The sequence below is a fragment of the Vibrio sp. J2-3(2022) genome (assembly GCF_021725735.1).
Classification (GTDB): Bacteria; Pseudomonadota; Gammaproteobacteria; order Enterobacterales; family Vibrionaceae; genus Vibrio; species Vibrio diabolicus.
The window spans coordinates 154,592-176,440 of sequence record NZ_JAKKCK010000003.1; the positions used below are offsets into that span (position 1 = coordinate 154,592).

Genomic DNA, 21,849 nt, shown 5'->3' on the forward strand with positions numbered 1-21,849 from the left:
TTAGCCCTTACCGCCTTTGATTGCATTGATGATTTCACTGGTTGAGCAACCATCCTCAAAGTTCAATACACGAACTTCGCCACCTGCAGCGATGACTTCTTTACCACCAGCAATCTCTTCTGGTTTGTAGTCACCACCTTTTACTAGCAAGCTTGGCAGAACTTCCGAGATCAAACGTTGCGGCGTATCTTCACTAAATGGTACTACCCAATCCACAGCGCCCAAACCTGCCAATACCGCCATGCGGCGATCGGTTGGGTTCACAGGACGACCAGGCCCTTTAAGACGCTTCACTGATTCATCGGTATTCACCGCAACAATCAGGCGATCACCAAGTTCTGCAGCGTGATTGAGGTAAGAAACATGCCCAGCGTGAAGAATATCAAAGCAGCCGTTTGTCATAACGACTTTCTCGCCACGTGCACGTGCTTTTTTCACTGCTTCAATCAGCGCTTTTTCTGAAATCACACCGTAATCCGTGTCTTGGCTGCCATGTACCGCTTCTGCCAGTTCAATTTCAGACAAGGTCGAGGTACCAAGCTTACCAACAACAACGCCTGCCGCAGCATTCGCTAGTGCACACGCTTCTTCGAAGGATTTACCCGCCGCCACTGAAGCTGCAAGTACAGAAATCACCGTATCACCAGCACCAGTCACGTCGTACACTTCTTTCGCTTGAGTCGGAAGGTGGAATGGCTCTTGACCACGGCGGATCAACGTCATGCCGTTTTCACTACGCGTAACCAGTAGCGCTTCAAAATCAAACTCTTCAACAAGCTGAAGTGCTTTTTCAACCAGCTCTTGGTCTGATTTTACTTTGCCAACGACATCTTCGAACTCTTTCATGTTTGGCGTAAGAAGTGTTGCGCCACGGTAGCGTTCAAAATCCGCACCTTTAGGGTCAATGAAAACTGGAATATTTGCTGCGCGCGCTTTTTGGATGTATGCCTGAACATGCTCTAACGAGCCTTTTGCGTAGTCAGACATAATCACGGCTTTAACGTTTGGCAGAGCGGCATCCATACGCGATAGCACAGGTGCTGAATCCGTGTTTTCAAACTTATCTTCGAAGTCGAGACGAATAAGCTGTTGTCCACGGCTCATTACGCGAAGCTTCGTAATCGTTGGGTAATCCGGCAGTGCAACGAAATCGCATTTCACATTGAGTGAGCTCAGCGTCTCCGTCAGCACTTTTGCAGGCTCATCTTCCCCTGTTAGACCAACAATGTGAGCATGACCACCTAGTGATGCGATATTCATCGCAACGTTCGCAGCACCACCAGGACGCTCTTCATTGTTTTCTACTTTTACAACAGGAACCGGCGCTTCAGGAGAAATGCGTCCGGTTGGGCCATACCAGTAACGATCTAGCATGACATCACCGATGATGAGCACACCAGCGCTGTTGTAATCAGGTAGAATTGGTTTCATTATTGGTCTCCAAAAATTAAATCGAAGTGAGTTTATCACAGCCCTTATCGAGGCTAAATATATGGTCTTAACTGAACCACTGATTCCAAGCCTGTTTTACCCACTCCCTTTCGGCAACAAACTTATCTTCCACCACATCAGCATCTAAATTGAGTAGATTTCTTCGGTGTATTTCGTTTCGCATTGTCGTGTAGGCACGTATCAACTGCATTGCCTGGTCTTCGTCCATGACATTTTGTGCAATGAGCGTTTCAAAGATACGCACATTATCACACCAACGCGTTAATTTCGGCTTATCGTGACTATAGTTGAGCACTAAGTACTGAGCGAGAAATTCGATATCGGTAATCCCTCCCACATCTTGCTTGAGCATAAAACGGCCGGGCTTTTTCCCCCCAAGATGACCGCGCATTTTCTCTCTCATTTCAACAACGGCTTTTTTCAGTTCCGCCCGATCGCGCGCTTTGCACAACACATCATGTCGCGTATTGTGAAATGCAATAGCAAGGGGTTCATCGCCGTAAATCAAGCGCGCGCGCACAAGTGCTTGATGCTCCCATGTCCAGGCTTCTTGATGCTGATAATCGTCAAACGCATCGGTTGGGCTAACCAACAAACCTGACGCGCCAGACGGGCGCAAGCGGGTATCGACTTCGTACAAAATGCCGGAAGCGGTGCGAGTCGAGAAAATATGGATGATGCGCTGCGCTAGGCGAAGGTAGAACTGACGGCCGTCGATTTCCTTTTTGCCATCTGTATAGACATTGACTGGGCAGTCATGCATGAAGACGATATCCAAGTCGGAGTTATAGCCGAGTTCCCAGCCACCGACTTTGCCATAGCCAATGACGGCAAAACCCTTGCCTTCACGATCTTTCACATGCGTTGGCTCGCCGTATTTTTCGGACACTTGCAACCAAGCCTGACTGACCACAGCATCAACGATAGCTTCCGCCAAATAGGTTAAGTGATCACTCACTTTCATCACCGGCAATGCACCAGCAATATCCGCCGCCGCAATACGTAAAATGCAGATTTGCTTAAACTGACGCAACGCTTCCATTTGCTGCTCCATATCATCTTCTGGAATACGGGCCAGATAATCACGCAGCTCTGTACGGTAACTGTCTAATGGGATTGGATTGTACAACTGTGCAGGATCGATCAACTCATCGAGTAAGATCGGATACCGAGATAGCTGCTCTGAAATCATTGGGCTTGCGGTACACAAACGCACGAGCTGTACTAGAGCCGCTGGGTGCTCATCCAATAACTCCAGATAAGTCGTACGAGTGCAGATATTGTGCAGTAAATGCAGCACTCGCGGTAAACCAAACTGTGCATCAGGGTGGGCAAACACCGCATCAAACACCTTCGGCATCAAACGGTTTAACACTTCGCGTCCACGCGGTCCTAACGTTTTTTTAGCCAGATCGGTTTTAAAGTTGATGATAGTTTTCGCGCATGAAGCAAAGTCTTCAACCTGAATATCCTGCTGTAAGATATGCTCAAGCACATCTTGTTTGTTCGCCATATCCCATAGCTCATGAAAATGACGAGCAACCGTAGTGCCCTCATCTTCTTCATCATCACCAATTAACGACTCAAATACTTGATGGACATTCGCCATGTGCTGCTGAGTTTGCTCAATCAGTTGGTCCCAAGAGGTCATTTGCATCGCTGTGGCGAGCTTTAAGCGTTCGGTTTCGCAATCAGGCAGCGTCTGGGTTTGCTTATCCGCCATCGCTTGCAACAAGTTTTCTAATTGACGCAAGTACTTGTATGCAGCTTCTAGACTGCTGACTTCTTGCGAAGTGAGTAACGCCAGCTCTTCAATGCCTTGCAGCGTTTCCAACAACCCTCGATTACGAAGAGAAGGCTCGCGACCACCTCGAATTAATTGAAAAACTTGGGCGATAAATTCAATTTCTCGGATGCCACCTGCACCTAACTTAATGTTGTTGTTCAAACCTCGGCGGCGAACCTCACTACTGATCATCGATTTCATCCGACGCAAAGACTGAATCGCACTGAAATCAATATAGCGACGAAAAACAAAAGGACGCAGCATTTGGCGTAGCTCTTGGTATTGCGGGTACATTTCGCACCCCATCACTCGAGCTTTGATCATCGCGTAACGCTCCCAGTCACGTCCCTGTTCTTGATAGTAATCCTCTAGTGCCGCATAGCTCATGACTAATGGACCACTTTCTCCAAATGGACGCAGTCGCATGTCGACGCGGTAGCAAAAACCATCGAAGGTTTGTTGGTCGAGCGCTTTGATGATGCGTTGACCAAGACGAGTAAAGAACTGGGCATTGGCAATGCTGCGGCGCGCGCCTTGTGTCTCACCGTTTTCTGGATACGTGAAAATTAGATCGATATCGGAAGAAAAGTTTAACTCGCCACCACCCAGTTTCCCCATGCCGATAATCAACATCGGCTGAACTTCACCTTCCTCACTCGTCGGCGTTCCCCACTCCTGACAACACGCTTGATATTGCCATTGATAGGTTTCAAAAATCATCGCTTCAGCCAACTCGGATAAGTGGCTTAAAGACGTTTCTAGCGACCATGCATGCGTGAAATCCTTCCACGCAATGTACACCATTTCTCGGTTGCGAAACTGACGCAACACGCGATGACCAGACATCTCATCCGGGCATTGTCCCAACAGTGCAGCAAGACGTGAACGGTAAGATTCCTGACGACTTGGTTGCGCTAACATGCTTGGCAACTCACGGGCTAAAATTTCATCGCGATGAATGGCTTCGGTAATAAACTGGCTTAAGCCCGCCACATAGCGAAATTGCTGCGCAATCTCATCTGGCCAAAGGGGAAAATAACCTGCCTCTTGAGCATTTTGTACGGCAGATTCAGCGATAGAAATCAGTGGCGAAGGCAGCTGCATTTTTCTTCCTTGTTTGAAAAGCACGGTAACTCATTCTTTATACCAGACTTAAAGCAAATAAAAACGCCCACAAAAGGTTTGTGGGCGTTTTATCAAAAGTTCTGGATGGAATATTAAACTTGGAAAGATTTGATCTTCTTATCTAACTCGCCAGCATTATTTTGCATCATTTCAGAAGTTTCTAGCAGCTCTGTCACAACCACAACCGAGGCTTCCACCAGCTCACGCACATTGGTGAGGTTTTGACTCATCTCTTCTGCAACACTGCTTTGCTGACCAGACGCCGTCGCGATTTGGAAGTTCATGTCATTGATTTGCGTCACTTGCCCAACAATACCATCGAGCTCAGATCCAGCATTAGAAACCAGCTCGTTTCCATCGGCCGCTTCCACTACGCTTTTTTCCATGAGTTCTACAGCAGATTCTGCACTGGTTTGCAGCTGAGCAATCATCTCTTGAATTTCTACCGTCGCTTGTTGTGTACGTTGTGCAAGGTTACGAACTTCATCTGCAACCACCGCAAAACCACGACCCGCCTCGCCAGCTCGCGCAGCTTCAATAGCCGCATTCAGTGCAAGCAGGTTAGTTTGTTCAGAGATACCTTGAATCGTACCCACAACACTACCAATGGATTCAACACGTTCTTCGACCTGGTTAACCGCCTGCGCCGATGAAGCGATGTCCGACGAGAGTTCACTCATTTTCGCCATCGTACTTTGCAAGAACTGTTGACCAGAAATCGCTTGTGCGGAAGCTTGCTCTGTAAGAGAAGACGCCGTCTGAGCATGTTCTGCGACGGTTTGCACCGTCGACGACATTTCACTCATCGCCGTCGCAAGTTGGTCAATTTCGTTAAACTCTTCTTGCGCCGATTCCTTCGTTTCCGACATGCTCAGCGTCATCACTTCCGTGAGTGTGGATAACTCATCAGAAGCATTAATTTGCATTTGAATCACATCGTGCAATTGGCGACGTGTCTTTTCTAATTCACGTGCCACGTCTCCGTATTCATCTTTACAATCCATACCAAATGGCACGGAGAGGTTCTTGCTCGCCATCAGTTTGATTGCGTCGCTCAGATACTGCGTTTGACGCAGCATCACTCTAGCCGCCGCTAATAAGAGCACGACAAAAACCACAATCAATAAGGCGGTTTGCCAAGCAACTTGCGTTAAGTATGCTTCGTAATGCTGTTGGGCAACTTGCGCGTTTTGTGTCGCCGCTAAAAGTGAATCGTAAAAGGTGTTCGCGTCCCACAGTTGTTTTGCCACTATCAGGACAGTACTGAAGACCATCAACATGACCATTTTAGGAACCAGTCGAATGTCGGATATGACCCTTTCCCATGGCTTAAATGCCAGCTTTTCCATTGTCAGTTCTCCACCGAGTCTTATATAGTCTTTATCTATAATCTTTATATTACTTATAGTTATGTTCGCGTTTAGCCGTGGTTACGCGATTTATTTCGAGCTTCGTATGAAAAACAATGATATCAAAGACAGCACACGACCGATGGGCCTGTTGTCACTAATATTGTCTTTTATGGCACTATTTGTGATCTCTGGCTTGTTGTTTTTCCCGATCGATCACGAAACCCGTCAAGTTCTTATCGGTCTGGATTTCATAATCTGTAGTATTTTTCTATTACAGCTCACCATTGATTTGATCCGGTCCACAGATCGGTGGTTATTTCTTAAACGTCATTGGATAGATTTCGTGGCGAGCATCCCATTAATAGAGCCACTGCGCTTTGCTCGTATCTTTCATATTCTTCGAGTGGTATTAGTACTGCGCTCGTCGAAGTTCATTTTGCATCAGCTCAAAGAGAACCGCCGCGAAACCACGGTCGCCTCAATATTACTGTTGATGGTGATCCTCATTACGCTCGGTTCTAGTGCCATGCTGTTTATCGAAGCGAAAAACCCAGAAGCAAATATTCGCACTGGAGCCGATGCTTTGTGGTGGGTATTCGTAACGATCTCAACCGTTGGTTACGGCGATCATTATCCGGTGACCTCAATAGGAAAGTTTTTAGCCGTCATCATCATTGTTTGTGGTGTGGGGATCTTTGGTATGATTTCGGGTCTTATCACCTCTATTCTTACTGCCCCGACGAAACAACAGACGCACAGCTTAATCAATAAAGAACGTATGCTCGAGCAGCTCCTAAGCCAACAAGCGCAAATACTAGAACGACTCGACTTCATAGAAAAAGAACTGCAACAAAGCAAAACAAAGACAAAAAAATAGGACCATGCGGTCCTATTTTTTGTACAGGTAGTCAAGGTGATCATTCACGCCAATAAGGCTGAACTTCCACACTGATCGCTCGGGTTTGATCCATTGCATGCAAAATTGAACGCTCTTGACGGTGCAACCAGCGTTCTAACTGCTCTTTTTCTGCGTCTTCCAACATATCTACTAACGGAAGCAAGTGGTTCAGCATTAGCAGATCATCGATACCATGCACCAGATCCGCCCATGGCAAACGGAAGCTGTTACGCTCATCCGAGTTATATAGACTCGCGAAACCAATACCGGTATAGAGATTACGCAACAAACGATAGCGCTGATCAACGTACTCTTGCGCCGTCAGGTCGCGCTCTGCAGGGAAAGCTTCCATTAGTTCTGCCCAAGTGCGATCGAGCTGAGTGACTGAAAATGGCATGATATTACTTGCCATTTTTTCGCGCGCTTTTTCATCAAGAAACGGCTGCCAGCCACGCGCTAAGATCCAGCGACTAAGATCCAGCAATAACCCGGTGTAACGCGCGGAATTGAGCAACCCTAGCACTTCTTCACGGCTTGGCAGCTCTTGTAACTGCTGAGTCAACTCAGATACTAAGAACTTACGCGCATCCAACTTACGCAGCACATTGCCTTTGTCATCTAAGAGCTCTTCAAGGTGTGCATGCTCATCCAACCAACTCAGTTCTTCTTCCAACCATTTAAGCTCTTGGCGCAAAATCGCACTCGCGCGACGAGGGACAACACCACCAAAAATGGTCAATGTTTGACGAATAAAACGAATGGCATTGCTGATTTCACGTAGCGCTTCCACATTGTCACGCTCAGCATAAATTTGCTCGTGATAATGCCAGTGAGATAGGGCGTGTTCTAAAGAGTTGATCAAGCAGTATTCAACGGTATCCGTCGGGCTACTGTCCACAAGCGCCAACGATTTTACTTCATCACCTGCATAGCCACTTGCAAGTCGATAGCCTTTCGCCGCTTTACTCAAGTTACCCAAACGCATGCCACCTTGCTCACAAAAGCTACGTGCTAGTGTAAATAGGGCATCGGTTTGGCCCGATTTAAGTTCCAGTTCAACTTCGCAAATCGGTTCTTGTTTCTCTTCCCCATCTTCACCTTTGGCGACGACCATACCTTGGTCAAACGCCACTTCTATTTGGCTACCATCTGGCATGCCAATCAGCCACTGTTCACGTGTGAAGTTGGTCGAGAATAACGGCATAAGCTCAGATTGCAGCGTTGCTGCGTCTTTACCTGGCGGCCAAATGTCTACAGGATGAAGCGACAGGTTAGGCTCGTCGCTAGTGTGCTCAGCATTGTATTCTGGTCTTTGATGTAAGCCTGCGACGACGCGTCCTGCTGTCTTTACGGTTTGGACGAATACATCATCAAAACGGCGAATTCTTAAACCAATGTCGTGCTTTCTCAGCCATTTATCGGCGGTATCAAAGTAGGTGTTACCCAAGTCACGACAACTATGCTGAAGTACTTTTGTCTCAGAAATTTTTTCTTTTAAAGTTTCTGAAAATTCAGGAGAAACAAAAAACTTCAGTTCTATTTCGGTTTCCATAGCTATACCTTTCAAAGCAGATAGAAACAGGATATTGCGTAATTTCTCGCACGGCAAGAGAGAAATATCGCCGGAATGATGATCTAAAACAGTTTTAATGAGCGATTTAATGCGTTACCATGCGCGCCTTTATAGCCATCGTTCAACATTTCGCCAAGCACTCAGAAATGGTGTATGTTTTTTTAAGGTTATAGTTATTAGGTTGAATGACCATGCCAGTAAATACAATTATGGGGTTATTTGCAAAGTCCCCAATTAAGCCTTTGCAACGCCACGTTGTGTGTGTCAACGAATGTTGTTCACACTTGGTGAAATTCTTTGAAGTATCTTCAAAGGGTGACTGGGAAAAAGCATCTGAAATCCGTGCACAAATTTCTCACCTAGAGAAAGAAGCGGACGTGCTGAAACGTGAAATCCGTCTAAAACTGCCTCGCGGTTTGTTCATGCCAGTAGACCGTACTGACATGCTTGAGCTTCTGACTCAGCAGGACAAACTTGCAAACCTGGCAAAAGACATTGCTGGCCGTGTATATGGTCGTCAACTTGTCATTCCTGAGGCTCTCCAACCAAACTTCCTCGCTTACGTTCAACGTTGTCTTGATGCGGCCGATCAGGCGCAAAAGGTAATCAATGAACTTGATGAATTGCTAGAAACCGGCTTCAAAGGTCGTGAAGTGACGCTCGTCGCTGAAATGATTCATCAATTAGATGTCATCGAAGATGATACCGATGCTATGCAGATTGAACTTCGTCAACAGTTGATGGCGATTGAGTCTGACATGAACCCTATCGATGTCATGTTCTTGTACAAGATTCTTGAATGGGTAGGTGGTATTGCCGACCAAGCGCAGCGCGTAGGTGCTCGTTTGGAAGTCATGCTATCTCGATCTTAAAACATAAAGTTAACGACATAACGAAGAGCATAATGAACACGTGTCATAGGGACGATGACTATTTTCATCGTCTTATGGTTTGGCGCGCGTAAAATTTTGTTCCGCTTGTTATAAAACAACTAGGTATTACGATGGATATCCTTGCGAACTACGGCACTGTCCTGATTATTGTTGCAGCGATTTTTGGTTTCATGATGGCGATTGGTATTGGCGCGAACGACGTTGCTAATGCGATGGGTACATCAGTAGGTTCAAAAGCGCTAACCGTAAAACAAGCTATCATCATTGCGATGATCTTCGAATTTGCAGGTGCTTACCTTGCAGGCGGTGAAGTAACCGACACTATCCGTAAAGGTGTAATCGAAACTTCTTTATTTGCTAGTCAACCTGACGTTCTTGTCTACGGTATGATGTCTGCTCTTTTGGCTGCGGGTACATGGTTACTTCTTGCCTCTTACATGGGCTGGCCAGTATCTACGACTCACTCAATCATCGGTGCAATCATTGGTTTTGCATGCGTATCAGTAGGTACTGAAGCGGTTGACTGGGGCAGCGTTCAAGGCATTGTTGGTAGCTGGATTATTACACCAGTGATTTCAGGTTTCTTTGCTTACGTTATCTTTGTCAGCGCACAACGTCTGATTTTTGATACTGAGAACCCGTTATTCAACGCCAAACGTTTTGTTCCTGTTTACATGTTCATCACAACAATGGTGATTGCACTTGTAACTATCAAAAAAGGTCTAAAACACGTTGGTCTTCACCTAACCAATGGTGAAGCTTGGATGTGGGCAGCAGCAGTTTCAGCACTCGTGATGGTTGGCGGCTACGTATACATCCAGAAAAAATTCGCTAATCGCGAAGAAGACCGCAGCTTTTCTGGCGTGGAAGGTATCTTCAGCGTTCTGATGGTTATCACCGCTTGTGCAATGGCATTTGCACACGGTTCAAACGACGTTGCAAACGCCATTGGTCCACTGTCTGCTGTAGTATCGACTGTTGAACACATGGGCGAAATCAGCACGAAAAGCACCATCGCTTGGTGGATTCTACCTCTTGGTGGTATTGGTATCGTGGTCGGTCTTGCGACACTGGGTCACAAAGTAATGGCAACCGTTGGTACAGGTATCACTGAACTAACTCCTAGCCGTGGTTTTGCAGCTCAGCTAGCAACCGCTTGTACTGTTGTTCTAGCTTCTGGTACTGGTCTGCCAATCTCAACCACTCAAACATTGGTTGGTGCGGTTCTCGGTGTTGGCTTTGCTCGTGGTATCGCGGCACTAAACCTAGGCGTAGTTCGTAACATCGTGGCATCATGGATCGTTACACTACCAGCAGGTGCACTATTGGCCGTTGTATTCTTCTACGGACTTCAAGCGATGTTCGCTTAAGACACTCGTCAATAGAATGTAAGCGCTTTGTCATTATTGACTCAAACGCACAGAAAGGGAGGCTTTGCCTCCCTTCTTTGTTGCACCGAAGTTTGAAACTGCATACTATTCGTCTATTTCCGGCTCCAATCATTCGGTGCCAACGCTGTCTCCAAGAAAAATCGTTAAGGGATTTACTGTGAAAAAACTAATCATCACGGTTTTGTTTACTTTGCTAGCAGCGCCAGCGGCCCTAGCAGCAGACCGTTATATTTCTGATGACCTCTTCACTTTTATGCACTCAGGTCCAAATAACACCTACCGTATTATTGGTAGTGTTAATGCCGGTTCTAAAGTACAACTGATTAAAACCAACCGAGATACTGGCTATACGCAAGTTCGTGATGACCGCGGTCGTACTGGTTGGGTACAAAGCAAGTTTGTGACAAACCAAGAAAGCATGGCGATTCGCCTTCCTCGCATTGAGAAAGAGCTAGCAGAAGTGAAAGAGCAGCTTGCTAACGCTCGTAAAACTTCTGATGCAGAGAAAGCCGGCCTTGTTACCTCTCTAGAAACGCGTAACCAACAAATTTCCGATCTTGAGAATAAATACTCTGAGATCAGCGACCAGCTTACTTCTGTTGAAACAGAAAACCGCGAGCTGCGCGCTAAACTGGATACACAAAAAGACGACATGCTGCTTAAGTACTTCACTTATGGCGGCGGTGTTGCAGGTTTAGGTTTGCTATTTGGTTTGATTCTTCCGCATGTCATGCCTCGTAGAAAACGTTCACCTGCGGGTTGGGCATAAGTCCTCCGCCCTTTTATCTATAAAAAAGAATGCAAAAGCCAGTCGATATTCGACTGGCTTTTTTGTTTGCTTAGTTTTACGGAAATCTGCACTACTCCCCCATTGAACTAGACGCTCGACGACGATCCGTTGCGCCATAAAGCTTGCCATCTTTTAGCTCAATTGCATTCAAACCACTTACCACTGGAATAACGTGTACTGGGTAGCCAAGCGCCATAAACTCCGGCACCAACATTTCTGCGAAGGTTTTCTTCTCCACTAGCAAGCCTGTTGGGTCATACGGCTTCGTGCGGTCTATCTTGGTACCGTACTGGATGTTTGGTAAGTCAATGGCCTCTTGCGCTGATAAGTTCCAATCCAGCACGCCAACCACGGTTTTGAGTACATACCCCGGGATTTGCGAACTTCCTGGTGAACCGACAACCAAACGCAAGTTATCATCACTGTCCATCACCATTAATGGCGTAATGGCTGAGCGTGGACGCTTACCCGCTTCAATCGAGTTTTGCGTAGGCTTACCGTTAAGCGTTGGTTGAGGTGAAAAGTTTGCCATTTGTGCATTCAAGATAACGCCATCAACCATGACACCAGATCCCATTCCCGTGCCAACGGTGCTGGTCATAGCAATCGCATTACCTTCCCTATCAACGATAGAAATGTGCCCTGTATCTTTGCTCTCGAAGCCTTGATATTGCGCATACTGAGTTTGCGTTATCTGTCCGGCTTTGGGATTCTCTTTCGAGGTGCCATTATCAGGGATTAAATCACGTCTCTGGTCCAAATAGGTTTTAGATAACAGTTGTTCAACTGGTGCTTCCACATAATCCGGATCTCCGGCATACGCAATACGATCAGCTTTTGCTAAGCGCATCGCCTCAGTCATTAAACGCCAAGGCTCTACATCAGTTAATGCCATCTGAGATATATCGTACGGCTCCAGCAATTTCAGACTTTGAGCAACCATCACACCGCCAGAGGCCGGGTAACCAAACGAAACAATTTTGCTGCCTCGATAATCGCTTTCAATAATATCGCGAGATTTAACCTGATAGTTTTTAAAGTCCTCTAACGACAATTTCTCATGCTGATCGTTAATACGACGATTCACCGTATCAACAATATGTTGACCAAGTGCACCACCATACAAATAGCGATCGCCTTGCTGAGCTATTTTATCTAGCGTCTCAGCCATTTTAGGGTTCTTCATTAACGTCCCTGCTGGCTTCACTTCATCATCTTGCCAATACAAGGCTTTAATTTCTGGGTCGCGAGCCAAACGCGTTTGCTCTCGCACGACGATATCATAGGTATAGCTATTCATCGCGTACCCATCACGCGCGAGCTTAATCGCAGGTTGAACCAACTCAGACCATGGTAATTTGCCGTATTGCTCATGAGTGGAATAAAGCAGACGCAAGGTGCCCGGCACTGCAACGGAGCGAGGCCCCAAAATTTCATCGCGGCTGAGTGCTTTCCCATTTTCAATAAACATCTCAGGGTGAGCGCTAGACGGCGCTTCATCTCGCCCATCAAGGGCTAAAAACTTCTGCTTGTCATGTTGATAAAACAGCGCGAAAGTACCGCCTCCAATTCCCGTCATATCCGGTTCAACCACAGACATCACCATCTGCATCGCGACCATGGCATCAACGGCATTCCCACCATCTTTCAATATTGAATAACCAGTGCTGCTCACGTAAGGGTTGGTCGCGCTGACCATAAAATCTTGTCCGTTATTATCTGGTGTTATAGGGAAAGGGGTCGGCTTTGCTGCGTAACTTAACGACGCAACAACACTTAAAGAAAAAATCAGAATACGCATGTGTCTCTGTGTAGACTCCTGTTATTTCATGGGGTCTAACGTGGACCAGGTCGTGATGACGAAGTTCGTCAATGTGGCGTTTTTTTACACAACGCTGACTGGAGTCATTCTACTAATACATGACTGATATTGATGTAATTTAAACGACTGAGAAAAGCTATATTTTGCTTGTGTGAGTCCTTAAAAATCATCACTCAAATAGATGAAAAAAGGCCTTATGAGAAACAAAAAAGCCAGCGACATGACCTCGCTGGCTTGATGATTTACTATAAAAAACGGCTACCCTTTCCACTCATACAACGCTGGGATACGAATTTGCTCACCTTGGAACTCGACAATCACCGCTTGCGGTTGTATTTCTCTTAATGTGACCTGCCCATCAACAACGTCTCCTTGATGATATTCAACATTGTTAATTTTCACCCAGCGGCGATTTTCATCACTGGCGTACATGTGAGTTTGCAAATTGAGCGCAGGTAAACGCCCTTGCCATTGGTGAGCGTTGCGCTCTAAATCGTTCACGCGCACCGTTTGTGGTGAAGGCGCATCATCTCGGGATAACGCATTTTCGACCTTTCGCGCCAAATCAGGAGATAATGAGGACAAGTCAAGATCATCCAGAGACAAACCTAGGTCCTCTTCAACTACTGAAGAGCCTTGAGTTGATACAGATGTTTCTATCTCGTCTTTGTTTGCTGTATTACTCACGTATTCATCAGATGTTGCAAACGTACCAAAATCACGAGACAGCTCTGCACTTGGCCACTCTCTTGGCAATTGCGCCAACTGAGTAGTTTCAGGATAGTCCAATGCTTTGAACGGTTGTTCCGCTTCCATCTTAGCCTTAGGGGCGGAAGTACTAGCTTCAGCATGAGGCGTAAGGAGATCTAAATACCAAGCAACTCCGATTGCAGCAACGGTGATCGGCAACAAGAACAAACCAATATGTTTAATGGCTGACATTATGCGTCCTCCTTCTCGATTCGTGCCAGTTGAGGCGCATCTGGCTGCACGTTTTGTTGAAGACGATCTAGCGTCCGCTTACCTGCAATGCCGTCGACCCCAATACCTTGCCAACGTTGGAATAACTCAACTCGCTCTTTCATCGCACCATCAAAAATAGACGTTTCAAGCAGTGGCTCACTTACCGCTTCTGCTAATAGTCGGTCTAATACTTCGATCGCAGGGCCTTCCATGTCTAAACGTAATGTCTCTTTCAACGGCGCTTGCCACAGTTCAATGATATTGCCTTGCCACATCGGCTTTAGCCACGAAATAGGCAGACGCAGACGCTGCTTGCCATTGAGCACTTCGACTTTGTCATTACCGACGGCGTACAAAATGACATACCCAACATCACCTTGATAATTCAACTCCAAAATCACAGGGCGATTTTGTTGCATCAGCAGCGGCCAGGTCGCCATTTTACGCTCACAACGCATGGTCGATTGGGGCTCTGATAAACAAAGATTGTCGCGAACCGATGCTTGATAACCCCACAAACGATACAAATCATTCACGGCGAGATTCGACTGTTTTTGTGCTAACAATAAGTCACGCTGATCATCTGTCAATTGTTGGTTGACGACTATTGGCGTTGGCTCCTCTCTTGGTGCGGTCACTTGCGCCAACACTGACGTTGCTTGAGCTGGCATATAATTCACGACCGACCACCCCGTACCTAATGCAGCAATAAGACCCACCGTGACAGAGCCCCAAGCAGGCCAGCGGAAAGTACGGCGCTCTTTTTTATCTTGCTGATAAATATCTGCCTGAAACTGCATCACCTCTTCACAGGCCTGCTGAACGGTTTGCTTATCCACCACCGCATTACCTTGGTGATAACTGATGTTGAGAGATTTATCACAGATAAGATTAATCAAGCGCGGGATGCCGTGACTGTATTTGGCAATGAGTTTACAAGAAGCACGATTAAACAGTTGCTGGTCACCACCTGCCGTATGTAATCGAAACGCGATGTAATCTTCTGTCTCTTTTTCATCCAACGGCAACAAGTGATAACGCCCAGTAATGCGCTGAGCGAGCTGGCGTAGTTGCGTCGTTTGTAATAGCCGCTGTAATTCAGGCTGTCCGACCAACAACACTTTGAGCAGTTTTCTGGTATCGGTTTCCAAGTTGGTCAACAAACGTAACTGCTCTAAAACGTCGGCAGCAAGGTGTTGAGCCTCATCAATGACCAGCAATGTCTGCCAGCCTGAACGATAATTACGCAGCAAGTATTTGTGAATCACTTGGTTTAGCTGTTTGAGGTTTGCATCTGGCGGGTAAGTAATTTTGAATTCATCGCAAATAGCTTCGAGCAAGTCTCGACTCGAAAACGTGGGATTTAGGATCAGACCCGCTTTGGTGTTATCACCTAAATTCGCCAGCATCGCTTTTGCGACGGTCGTTTTGCCTGTACCCACTTCGCCAGTAAGCATAGCAAAACCACCGCCATCGCCTAGCCCGGCTTGGAGATGTGTGATTGCCTCTTTGTGACGTTGGCTTAAATACAAATAACGTGAGTTTGGAACAATCGAAAATGGTTGTTCTACAAACCCAAAAAAGTCCTTATACATTAGGCTCTCCAGCTAAAAAACCACCAGGGAATAGTCAGATATAATATAAACATAGCTGCATCTACTCTCGGGAGTAAAGAAAAGTACCATTGCTTGCTACAATGTCCAACGGCATATCAATAAATTAAGAGGTAATTCGTGCAAGTTTATTTAGTAGGTGGCGCAGTTCGAGATAAATTGCTCGGAATTGATAGTTATGACAACGACTGGGTGGTCGTAGGTGCGACTCCCGAGACGATGCTGTCCCAAGGGTACACCGCCGTTGGTAAAGACTTTCCTGTATTTTTGCACCCAAAAAGTAAAGAAGAACATGCACTTGCGCGAACAGAAAGAAAATCAGGCTCTGGTTACACTGGCTTTGAGTGTTTCTTTGATCAAAGTGTCACCTTAGAAGAAGATTTAATTCGTCGTGATTTAACCATTAATGCAATGGCAATGGATGATGCAGGTAAGCTCCATGATCCTTACGGCGGCCAGAAAGATCTAAATAATAAACTCCTACGCCATGTCTCAGACGCCTTTGTCGAAGACCCTCTACGCGTTTTACGTGTCGCTCGCTTTGCTGCCAAGCTGGCTGATCTAAACTTTACGGTTGCCGACGAAACCATGCGGTTAATGCGCCACATGGCAGAGTCTGGGGAGCTGAGCACACTGACTCCCGAGCGTGTTTGGCAAGAATGGCATAAGTCCCTCTCCACCCCTCGCCCTGATATCTTCTTATCGATTCTAAGAGATTGTGGTGCATTGGCCGTTGTTTTACCTGAAATTGATGCACTATTTGGCGTACCTCAACCAGAAAAATGGCATCCAGAAATCGATACGGGCATCCATACTTTAATGGTAGCAAAGCAAGCCGCAAGATTGAGTGACTCACTCCCCGTCAGATTTGCCGCTCAAGTGCATGACTTGGGCAAAGGGGTGACGCCAGAGAGCGAATGGCCAAGCCACAGAATGCATTGTCATACAGGATTAAAACTGATCAAAAAGCTGTGCGAGCGTGTCCGTGTACCGAATGAGTTTCGTGATTTAGCCTTGATGGTGTGCGAACAGCACTCCAATATCCATCGTGCGGCCGAGTTAAAGCCGCAAACCATCATAAAAATACTCAACAAATTCGATGTGTGGCGCAAAGCTGAGCGCTTAGAAGATATTTTAATATGCTGTCAGGCTGACCATGCAGGTCGAAAAGGGTTAGAAGAGAAGCCTTATCCTCAAGCTGAGATTTTTACCCACGCTTATCAAGCCGCAGCCGCCGTAGATGTTCAGAGCATCATTAAGGATGGATTTAAAGGCCCGGCAATACGTGATGAACAAGAAAAGAGACGGATTGAAGCGGTAAGAGTCGCTTTGAATAAATGATCTGAGCTCAGATTAATTAACCGAATTGTATTCATGCCAGGTCATTCCAGCGAGCCTTAGCGAGACTAGGAATCTAACATCAGCACGCAGGGAAGTTTTAGAAATGGCCAACGCCATAAGAAACTAAGAGGAGAAGATTCTGAACCTCGCTCCTTCGTCGCTGTTCAGAATGACGTTGTGGTTTAGGTATGCAGCTTGCGGTTAAGCAAGCTGCCAATCCGTCGCGTTATCATGCGCTAAGCAAGAACGCAAACAAGCCGAAACCTAGAATCAGACGGTAAATCACAAACGGTGTCATGCCCATGCGTGAAATCATCTTTAAGAAGAAGTGGATACAGATGTACGCACTGATAAACGATGTGATGATACCAGTCAGCAAGAAACCAATATGGACAGGTTCACCACTGGTCACTAGCTTCATGCCTAAGTAGCTACCTGCTAATGTAATGATCGGGATCGACATTAAAAATGAAAAGCGCGCAGCCGCTTCTCGAGTAAAGCCAAGGTAAAGTGCAGCCGTAATGGTCGCCCCTGAACGCGACGTTCCAGGAATCATCGCTAAGGCTTGGGCAATACCGATAAACACGGCTTTCTTCCAACCCGTTTGGTATTCATCCGCAACCAACTTAGCGTTTTTGTCTACCCACCAAAGCAACAAACCAAATACGATCGTTGTGGTCGCGATGACATAAGCGCTACGTAGATACACTTCAATGATGTCTTTCATCAACAAGCCAAACACACAAGCTGGAATCGTGGCGATCACGATCATCCAAGCAAGTTTTGCTTCTTTACTCCGATCTCCTTTAAAGATCGAAGCAAATAATGCCTGGAACAGAGTGATCACTTCATGGCGAAAATAGATCACTACCGCCATTAATGTACCGACGTGAACAGCAACATCAAAGGCTAGACCTTGGTCTTCCCATCCCAAAATGGCGGAGGGCAGGATCAAATGGGCAGAGCTCGAAATAGGCAAAAACTCTGTCAGACCCTGAATCAGAGCCAGAATAAAGGCTTCAAAATAACTCATGTAAACAACTCAAATTAAAAATGAAAAAGAAACAGGTTTGAGTGAATCGACTGGCTGCATTGCATGCCAAATATCTGCGACTGTGCGTCCATCGCCTGGGATCACTAATTGAGGTTCGAGATCATACAGAGGCTTTGTGACAAAAGGATATTTGTAGATATCACTGCGAGGTAGCTCAGGTTTTTTCTTGGAGACACATTCACCGAACAACACTATATCGAGATCCAGTGTTCGATCCTGATACTTTTGCGCATTTTCTTCGCGTCCCCACTTAAATTCAATCTCACGTAGCTGATGACTCAACTCTTCTAATGACAACTCGGTACGCATTGCAACGACAAAGTTGTAGAAGTTCTGGCTGCTAAAGCCAATAGGTTCACATTCATATACCGGCGATACGAGGAGACTTTCTCCAAGCTGTAGCAGCTCCTGATACGCAGCGAGCGCATGTTGCTCTCTTTCTACATTCGTACCAACACCGATATAGGTGGTGATCATGCTTGACCTCGCTCAATCACGACACCAACAGCACGTGCTTGTGGCACTGCACCAGGTTTTGCTAAACGGATTTTCACCCAAGGCACAGAGAAACGCTGCATGATAAGCTCTGCCACTTCTTCGGCTACGCGCTCAACCAACAGAAAACGACCATTTTCAATATGGCTCAGTACCGCCTCGCTCACTTGCGAGTAATCCAACGCATCTTGCACATCATCACTTTTACCCGCAGGCTTATTGTCGTGCGCCATTTCGATATCCAGAACCAACTTTTGTTTAATTTGTTGTTCCCAGTCGTACACGCCAATCGTGGTGATTACTTCTAATTGTTCAATAAAAACTTTATCCAGAGCCATCTTATGTCCTTCTATTACAGAGGTCGGATACCCGTGAGGGGTAATTTGATCGTAGTATTCTATACCTAAGTAACATTTACTTGGGTCATCACAATGTTACTTAGGTATAAACTGCGAAAGCATCTTTATATACAAGAAATCACATAATGCAAGCTCTATCACAGTGAGGATTTCTGCATTATGTGAATTCGAGGTATGATAGCAACTACGCGGGAACCGAGCATTAAATTCCAATCCATCAAGGACTTCTATGGACGCACTGGCACTGATAATGACAATGGCCGCCTATTTACTGGGTTCGGTTTCCAGTGCGGTTTTGATCTGTCGACTCTTAAAACTGCCAGATCCACGCAGTGTAGGCTCCAACAACCCTGGAGCAACGAACGTATTGCGTATTGGCGGACGAGGAGCCGCTGTTTCAGTCTTGTTGTGCGATATGCTCAAAGGCACCATCCCCGTATGGGGCGGATACTTTCTTGGTATCGACCCTATCATTCTTGGCGTCATCGCCATTGCTGCCTGTCTTGGCCACATGTACCCCATCTTTTTCCACTTTAAAGGCGGAAAAGGTGTCGCAACAGCGCTTGGCGCTATCGCTCCGATTGGTTTGGACTTAACAGGATTAGTGATGTTAACTTGGCTGTCAGTAGCCGCGCTATTCCGCTATTCATCCTTAGCGGCTCTCGTCACGGTTTTGGTCACTCCGTTTTATACTTGGATGTTTAAACCGCAATACACGTTACCTGTTGCTATGCTGTGTTGCTTAATCGTATTTAAGCATCATCAAAATATTCGGCGGCTTTTGTCTGGCGACGAGCCAAAAATCGGCGAGAAGAAACTGACACAAAAAAACTCGGCTTAATGCCGAGTTTTTCGTTTAAAGAGGAATGCATTGGTTATGCATGAACTCGATTCAGGAAGTTCAACAACATTTGGTTGACGAACTCCGGCTGTTCTAAACAACTGATGTGTCCCGCTTGCGGAATTTCTACCAACTCACTGCCCGTGATACAGTCTTTCATTAAATACGATTCGAAAACCGGGCGAGGCTTATCTTCACAGCCCACCGCAATTAACGTCGGCAGAGCGAATTTTTCCGAATCTTCAATCACATCACGGCGACCAAACACCATGCGACCAATGCGAGCCACTTCAACCGCACGCTCACCACTCAGGCTTTCTAAACTGCGTTTGAATGCAGCGACCAACTCAGGATTCACCTGCTCAGCGTTATCAGCAAAAAACAATGGCACGACAGCTTCAATAATTGGCGCAGGCACCGCTTGGACTTGGCTGATGGTATCAAGCATTGCAAAGTACTTTTTATACGTAACTTCTGGCTCCCAGCCAATGAAGGTATCCATCAATACCAGTGATTTCACACGTTGCGGTGCTTGAGCCGTCAGTTCCGCTCCCCACATGCCACCAACAGATAAGCCCACCACAGAAAACTCTTCAATATCCAAATGATCCATCAACGCCAACATATGTTGTGCATAATCAACTAATGACTCTGTCGATGTAGGGGCCGCTTCTGACTCACCATGTGCCCACAAATCTGGCACAATACAACGATATGACTGGCTTAAAACTTCAATTTGTGGCGCCCACATTTGGCTATCCCACAAATAACTGTGACCAAACAGTAATACTGGACCATCACCTTTATCAAGGTAAGCAAGTTGCTGACCTTCAATTTCAAACTTATTCATTGTTATATCCATTTCTTATTCTTCCGCACCATCCTATCACTGAAACGATACCGAACTGCTCGCATCAGTCAGAGTGTAAACGAAGCTTTTCATTGAATAGCTAAAAATAAAGGCCTCTGATGAGCAGAGACCTTTATCGTAGTGAATCTATTTCAAACCTACCGCATAAGTTTGATTAAGCGACTGGCGTCAGTTGGTCAATCGGCCAACGTGGGCGAGCCTCTACCGACATATCTGCCACTTCGCCATTCTTCAAACGCTGCATACCAGCGTAAGCGATCATCGCACCATTATCCGTACAGAACTCAGTTCGTGGGTAGTAAACCTCGCCGCCAACTTTCTTCGCTAGCTTCTCTAACTCTGCACGTAAACGACGGTTAGCACTCACACCACCAGCAATAACAATACGCTTCATGCCTGTTTGCTCAAGCGCGCGTTTACATTTAATCGCCAATGTTGCACACACGGCTTCTTCAAATGCCAGTGCGATGTCTGCGCGAGTTTGCTCGTCATCGCCATTCGCAGCAATCGTATTTGCTGTAAAGGTTTTCAGGCCAGAGAAACTCATATCCAAGCCAGGGCGATCAGTCATTGGGCGCGGGAACTTAAAGCGACCCGGCGTGCCTTTTTCTGCCAGTTTAGACAACAGCGGGCCGCCTGGGTAATCCAACCCCATTAGCTTCGCTGTTTTATCAAACGCTTCGCCCGCCGCATCATCAATCGACTCACCCAGAATTTTGTACTCACCGATGCCTCTCACTTCGACCATCATCGAGTGACCACCCGACACCAACACTGCCACAAACGGGAACGGTGGAGGGTTATCTTCCAACATTGGGGCCAATAGGTGACCTTCCATATGATGAACAGGTACCGCTGGCACTCCCCAAGCATAAGCAATACTGCGACCGATAGTCGCACCCACTAATAGCGCCCCAACAAGACCAGGCCCCGCGGTATACGCGACACCATCGATGTCTTTTGAAGTTAAGTTCGCTTCTTTTAGTGCCTCTTTAATAAGAGGAATGGTTTTCTTTACGTGGTCACGTGAAGCCAACTCAGGCACCACACCGCCGTAATCTGCGTGCAGTTTTACTTGGCTGTATAGCTTGTGTGACAAGAGACCGTTTTCATCGTCATAAATTGCGATGCCAGTCTCGTCACAAGAGGTTTCAATACCAATAATGCGCATGGTTTTCTCAGTATGCTTTCTGTATAGAGGAAATTTGGGCGTCATATTACCTCGCCTTG

The 21,849-nt window shown here is 46.4% G+C and carries 18 protein-coding genes; 6 read left to right on the forward strand and 12 right to left on the reverse strand.

From position 1 onward, the window contains the following. The 3 genes from hldE to L3V27_RS13130 all read right to left on the reverse strand — a co-directional run bounded on the left by hldE (position 1) and on the right by L3V27_RS13130 (position 5,712). Complete coding sequence (gene hldE, locus L3V27_RS13120; RefSeq protein WP_012842166.1) at positions 1–1,431, reverse strand: bifunctional D-glycero-beta-D-manno-heptose-7-phosphate kinase/D-glycero-beta-D-manno-heptose 1-phosphate adenylyltransferase HldE; 1,431 nt, start codon at positions 1,429–1,431, stop codon at positions 1–3. A gap of 67 nt (positions 1,432–1,498) precedes the next feature. Further along, on the reverse strand, positions 1,499–4,342 hold the full coding sequence (gene glnE, locus L3V27_RS13125) for a bifunctional [glutamate--ammonia ligase]-adenylyl-L-tyrosine phosphorylase/[glutamate--ammonia-ligase] adenylyltransferase (RefSeq protein WP_226421548.1): 2,844 nt from the start codon (positions 4,340–4,342) through the stop codon (positions 1,499–1,501). A gap of 113 nt (positions 4,343–4,455) precedes the next feature. Further along, on the reverse strand, positions 4,456–5,712 hold the full coding sequence (locus L3V27_RS13130) for a methyl-accepting chemotaxis protein (RefSeq protein ID WP_005395942.1): 1,257 nt from the start codon (positions 5,710–5,712) through the stop codon (positions 4,456–4,458). Between the two features lie 106 nt (positions 5,713–5,818). On the opposite strand from L3V27_RS13130, the gene L3V27_RS13135 reads away from it, so the two are divergent. Beyond that, positions 5,819–6,592 (forward strand): potassium channel family protein, encoded by a 774-nt coding sequence (locus L3V27_RS13135; protein WP_104971251.1) that lies wholly within the window; start codon positions 5,819–5,821, stop codon positions 6,590–6,592. A 40-nt stretch (positions 6,593–6,632) separates the two neighbouring features. On the opposite strand, the gene L3V27_RS13140 is transcribed toward L3V27_RS13135, so the two are convergent. Further along, a complete protein-coding gene (locus L3V27_RS13140; RefSeq protein ID WP_005395946.1) occupies positions 6,633–8,165 on the reverse strand; it encodes an inorganic triphosphatase in 1,533 nt (510 codons plus the stop codon). Positions 8,166–8,377: 212 nt separating this feature from the next. Here L3V27_RS13140 and L3V27_RS13145 point away from each other — a divergent pair, with 212 nt between their 5' ends. From L3V27_RS13145 to L3V27_RS13155, 3 genes are all read left to right on the forward strand, one after another. Further along, a complete protein-coding gene (locus L3V27_RS13145) occupies positions 8,378–9,058 on the forward strand; it encodes a TIGR00153 family protein (RefSeq protein WP_031780508.1) in 681 nt (226 codons plus the stop codon). A 131-nt stretch (positions 9,059–9,189) separates the two neighbouring features. Continuing rightward, on the forward strand, positions 9,190–10,449 hold the full coding sequence (locus tag L3V27_RS13150; protein WP_005395948.1) for an inorganic phosphate transporter: 1,260 nt from the start codon (positions 9,190–9,192) through the stop codon (positions 10,447–10,449). Positions 10,450–10,627: 178 nt separating this feature from the next. Beyond that, positions 10,628–11,239: a TIGR04211 family SH3 domain-containing protein gene (locus L3V27_RS13155; protein WP_031780509.1), complete on the forward strand. Its 612-nt coding sequence runs from the start codon at positions 10,628–10,630 to the stop codon at positions 11,237–11,239. Positions 11,240–11,330: 91 nt separating this feature from the next. Here L3V27_RS13155 and ggt read toward each other — a convergent pair whose 3' ends face one another. The 3 genes from ggt to L3V27_RS13170 all read right to left on the reverse strand — a co-directional run bounded on the left by ggt (position 11,331) and on the right by L3V27_RS13170 (position 15,640). Continuing rightward, positions 11,331–13,061, reverse strand: a complete 1,731-nt coding sequence (gene ggt / locus L3V27_RS13160; protein WP_237312022.1) for a gamma-glutamyltransferase — start codon at positions 13,059–13,061, stop codon at positions 11,331–11,333. Between the two features lie 279 nt (positions 13,062–13,340). Further along, entirely contained in the window at positions 13,341–14,024 is a 684-nt protein-coding gene (locus tag L3V27_RS13165) for a general secretion pathway protein GspB (RefSeq protein WP_237312023.1), read from the reverse strand. Continuing rightward, positions 14,024–15,640, reverse strand: coding sequence for an ExeA family protein (locus tag L3V27_RS13170; protein WP_237312025.1), 1,617 nt, complete (start codon positions 15,638–15,640; stop codon positions 14,024–14,026). The genes L3V27_RS13165 and L3V27_RS13170 overlap by 1 nt, the downstream gene beginning before the upstream one ends. Before the next feature lie 138 nt (positions 15,641–15,778). Between L3V27_RS13170 and L3V27_RS13175 the strand changes: the two genes are divergently transcribed. Further along, complete coding sequence (locus tag L3V27_RS13175) at positions 15,779–16,999, forward strand: multifunctional CCA addition/repair protein (RefSeq protein ID WP_237312027.1); 1,221 nt, start codon at positions 15,779–15,781, stop codon at positions 16,997–16,999. Between the two features lie 229 nt (positions 17,000–17,228). Here L3V27_RS13175 and L3V27_RS13180 read toward each other — a convergent pair whose 3' ends face one another. The 3 genes from L3V27_RS13180 to folB are packed head-to-tail and all read right to left on the reverse strand — an operon-like array spanning position 17,229 to position 18,886. Further along, complete coding sequence (locus L3V27_RS13180) at positions 17,229–18,032, reverse strand: undecaprenyl-diphosphate phosphatase (protein WP_006743204.1); 804 nt, start codon at positions 18,030–18,032, stop codon at positions 17,229–17,231. Between the two features lie 9 nt (positions 18,033–18,041). Next, positions 18,042–18,530: a 2-amino-4-hydroxy-6-hydroxymethyldihydropteridine diphosphokinase gene (folK, locus tag L3V27_RS13185; protein ID WP_012841141.1), complete on the reverse strand. Its 489-nt coding sequence runs from the start codon at positions 18,528–18,530 to the stop codon at positions 18,042–18,044. After that, complete coding sequence (gene folB / locus L3V27_RS13190) at positions 18,527–18,886, reverse strand: bifunctional dihydroneopterin aldolase/7,8-dihydroneopterin epimerase (protein WP_005395977.1); 360 nt, start codon at positions 18,884–18,886, stop codon at positions 18,527–18,529. Before folB ends, folK begins: the two co-directional genes overlap by 4 nt. Before the next feature lie 250 nt (positions 18,887–19,136). Between folB and plsY the strand changes: the two genes are divergently transcribed. Continuing rightward, a complete protein-coding gene (plsY, locus tag L3V27_RS13195) occupies positions 19,137–19,748 on the forward strand; it encodes a glycerol-3-phosphate 1-O-acyltransferase PlsY (RefSeq protein WP_005379857.1) in 612 nt (203 codons plus the stop codon). A 34-nt stretch (positions 19,749–19,782) separates the two neighbouring features. Here plsY and L3V27_RS13200 read toward each other — a convergent pair whose 3' ends face one another. Beyond that, the gene (locus L3V27_RS13200) at positions 19,783–20,598 is read right to left on the reverse strand and encodes an alpha/beta fold hydrolase (protein WP_237312028.1); all 816 of its coding nucleotides are present in this window, start codon (positions 20,596–20,598) and stop codon (positions 19,783–19,785) included. A 175-nt stretch (positions 20,599–20,773) separates the two neighbouring features. After that, complete coding sequence (gene tsaD, locus L3V27_RS13205) at positions 20,774–21,790, reverse strand: tRNA (adenosine(37)-N6)-threonylcarbamoyltransferase complex transferase subunit TsaD (RefSeq protein WP_124009018.1); 1,017 nt, start codon at positions 21,788–21,790, stop codon at positions 20,774–20,776. Positions 21,791–21,849: the final 59 nt, after the last annotated feature.

What these genes read in the sequence shown, in the direction of transcription:
- folB (WP_005395977.1), bottom strand. Translation starts at nt 18,886, where the DNA reads ATGGCTCTGGATAAAGTTTTTATTGAACAATTAGAAGTAATCACCACG.
- L3V27_RS13150 (WP_005395948.1), top strand. Translation starts at nt 9,190, where the DNA reads ATGGATATCCTTGCGAACTACGGCACTGTCCTGATTATTGTTGCAGCG.
- L3V27_RS13180 (WP_006743204.1), bottom strand. Translation starts at nt 18,032, where the DNA reads ATGAGTTATTTTGAAGCCTTTATTCTGGCTCTGATTCAGGGTCTGACA.
- hldE (WP_012842166.1), bottom strand. Translation starts at nt 1,431, where the DNA reads ATGAAACCAATTCTACCTGATTACAACAGCGCTGGTGTGCTCATCATC.
- plsY (WP_005379857.1), top strand. Translation starts at nt 19,137, where the DNA reads ATGGACGCACTGGCACTGATAATGACAATGGCCGCCTATTTACTGGGT.
- glnE (WP_226421548.1), bottom strand. Translation starts at nt 4,342, where the DNA reads ATGCAGCTGCCTTCGCCACTGATTTCTATCGCTGAATCTGCCGTACAA.
- L3V27_RS13200 (WP_237312028.1), bottom strand. Translation starts at nt 20,598, where the DNA reads ATGAATAAGTTTGAAATTGAAGGTCAGCAACTTGCTTACCTTGATAAA.
- L3V27_RS13140 (WP_005395946.1), bottom strand. Translation starts at nt 8,165, where the DNA reads ATGGAAACCGAAATAGAACTGAAGTTTTTTGTTTCTCCTGAATTTTCA.
- L3V27_RS13165 (WP_237312023.1), bottom strand. Translation starts at nt 14,024, where the DNA reads ATGTCAGCCATTAAACATATTGGTTTGTTCTTGTTGCCGATCACCGTT.
- tsaD (WP_124009018.1), bottom strand. Translation starts at nt 21,790, where the DNA reads ATGCGCATTATTGGTATTGAAACCTCTTGTGACGAGACTGGCATCGCA.
- folK (WP_012841141.1), bottom strand. Translation starts at nt 18,530, where the DNA reads ATGATCACCACCTATATCGGTGTTGGTACGAATGTAGAAAGAGAGCAA.
- L3V27_RS13135 (WP_104971251.1), top strand. Translation starts at nt 5,819, where the DNA reads ATGAAAAACAATGATATCAAAGACAGCACACGACCGATGGGCCTGTTG.
- L3V27_RS13145 (WP_031780508.1), top strand. Translation starts at nt 8,378, where the DNA reads ATGCCAGTAAATACAATTATGGGGTTATTTGCAAAGTCCCCAATTAAG.
- L3V27_RS13170 (WP_237312025.1), bottom strand. Translation starts at nt 15,640, where the DNA reads ATGTATAAGGACTTTTTTGGGTTTGTAGAACAACCATTTTCGATTGTT.
- L3V27_RS13130 (WP_005395942.1), bottom strand. Translation starts at nt 5,712, where the DNA reads ATGGAAAAGCTGGCATTTAAGCCATGGGAAAGGGTCATATCCGACATT.
- ggt (WP_237312022.1), bottom strand. Translation starts at nt 13,061, where the DNA reads ATGCGTATTCTGATTTTTTCTTTAAGTGTTGTTGCGTCGTTAAGTTAC.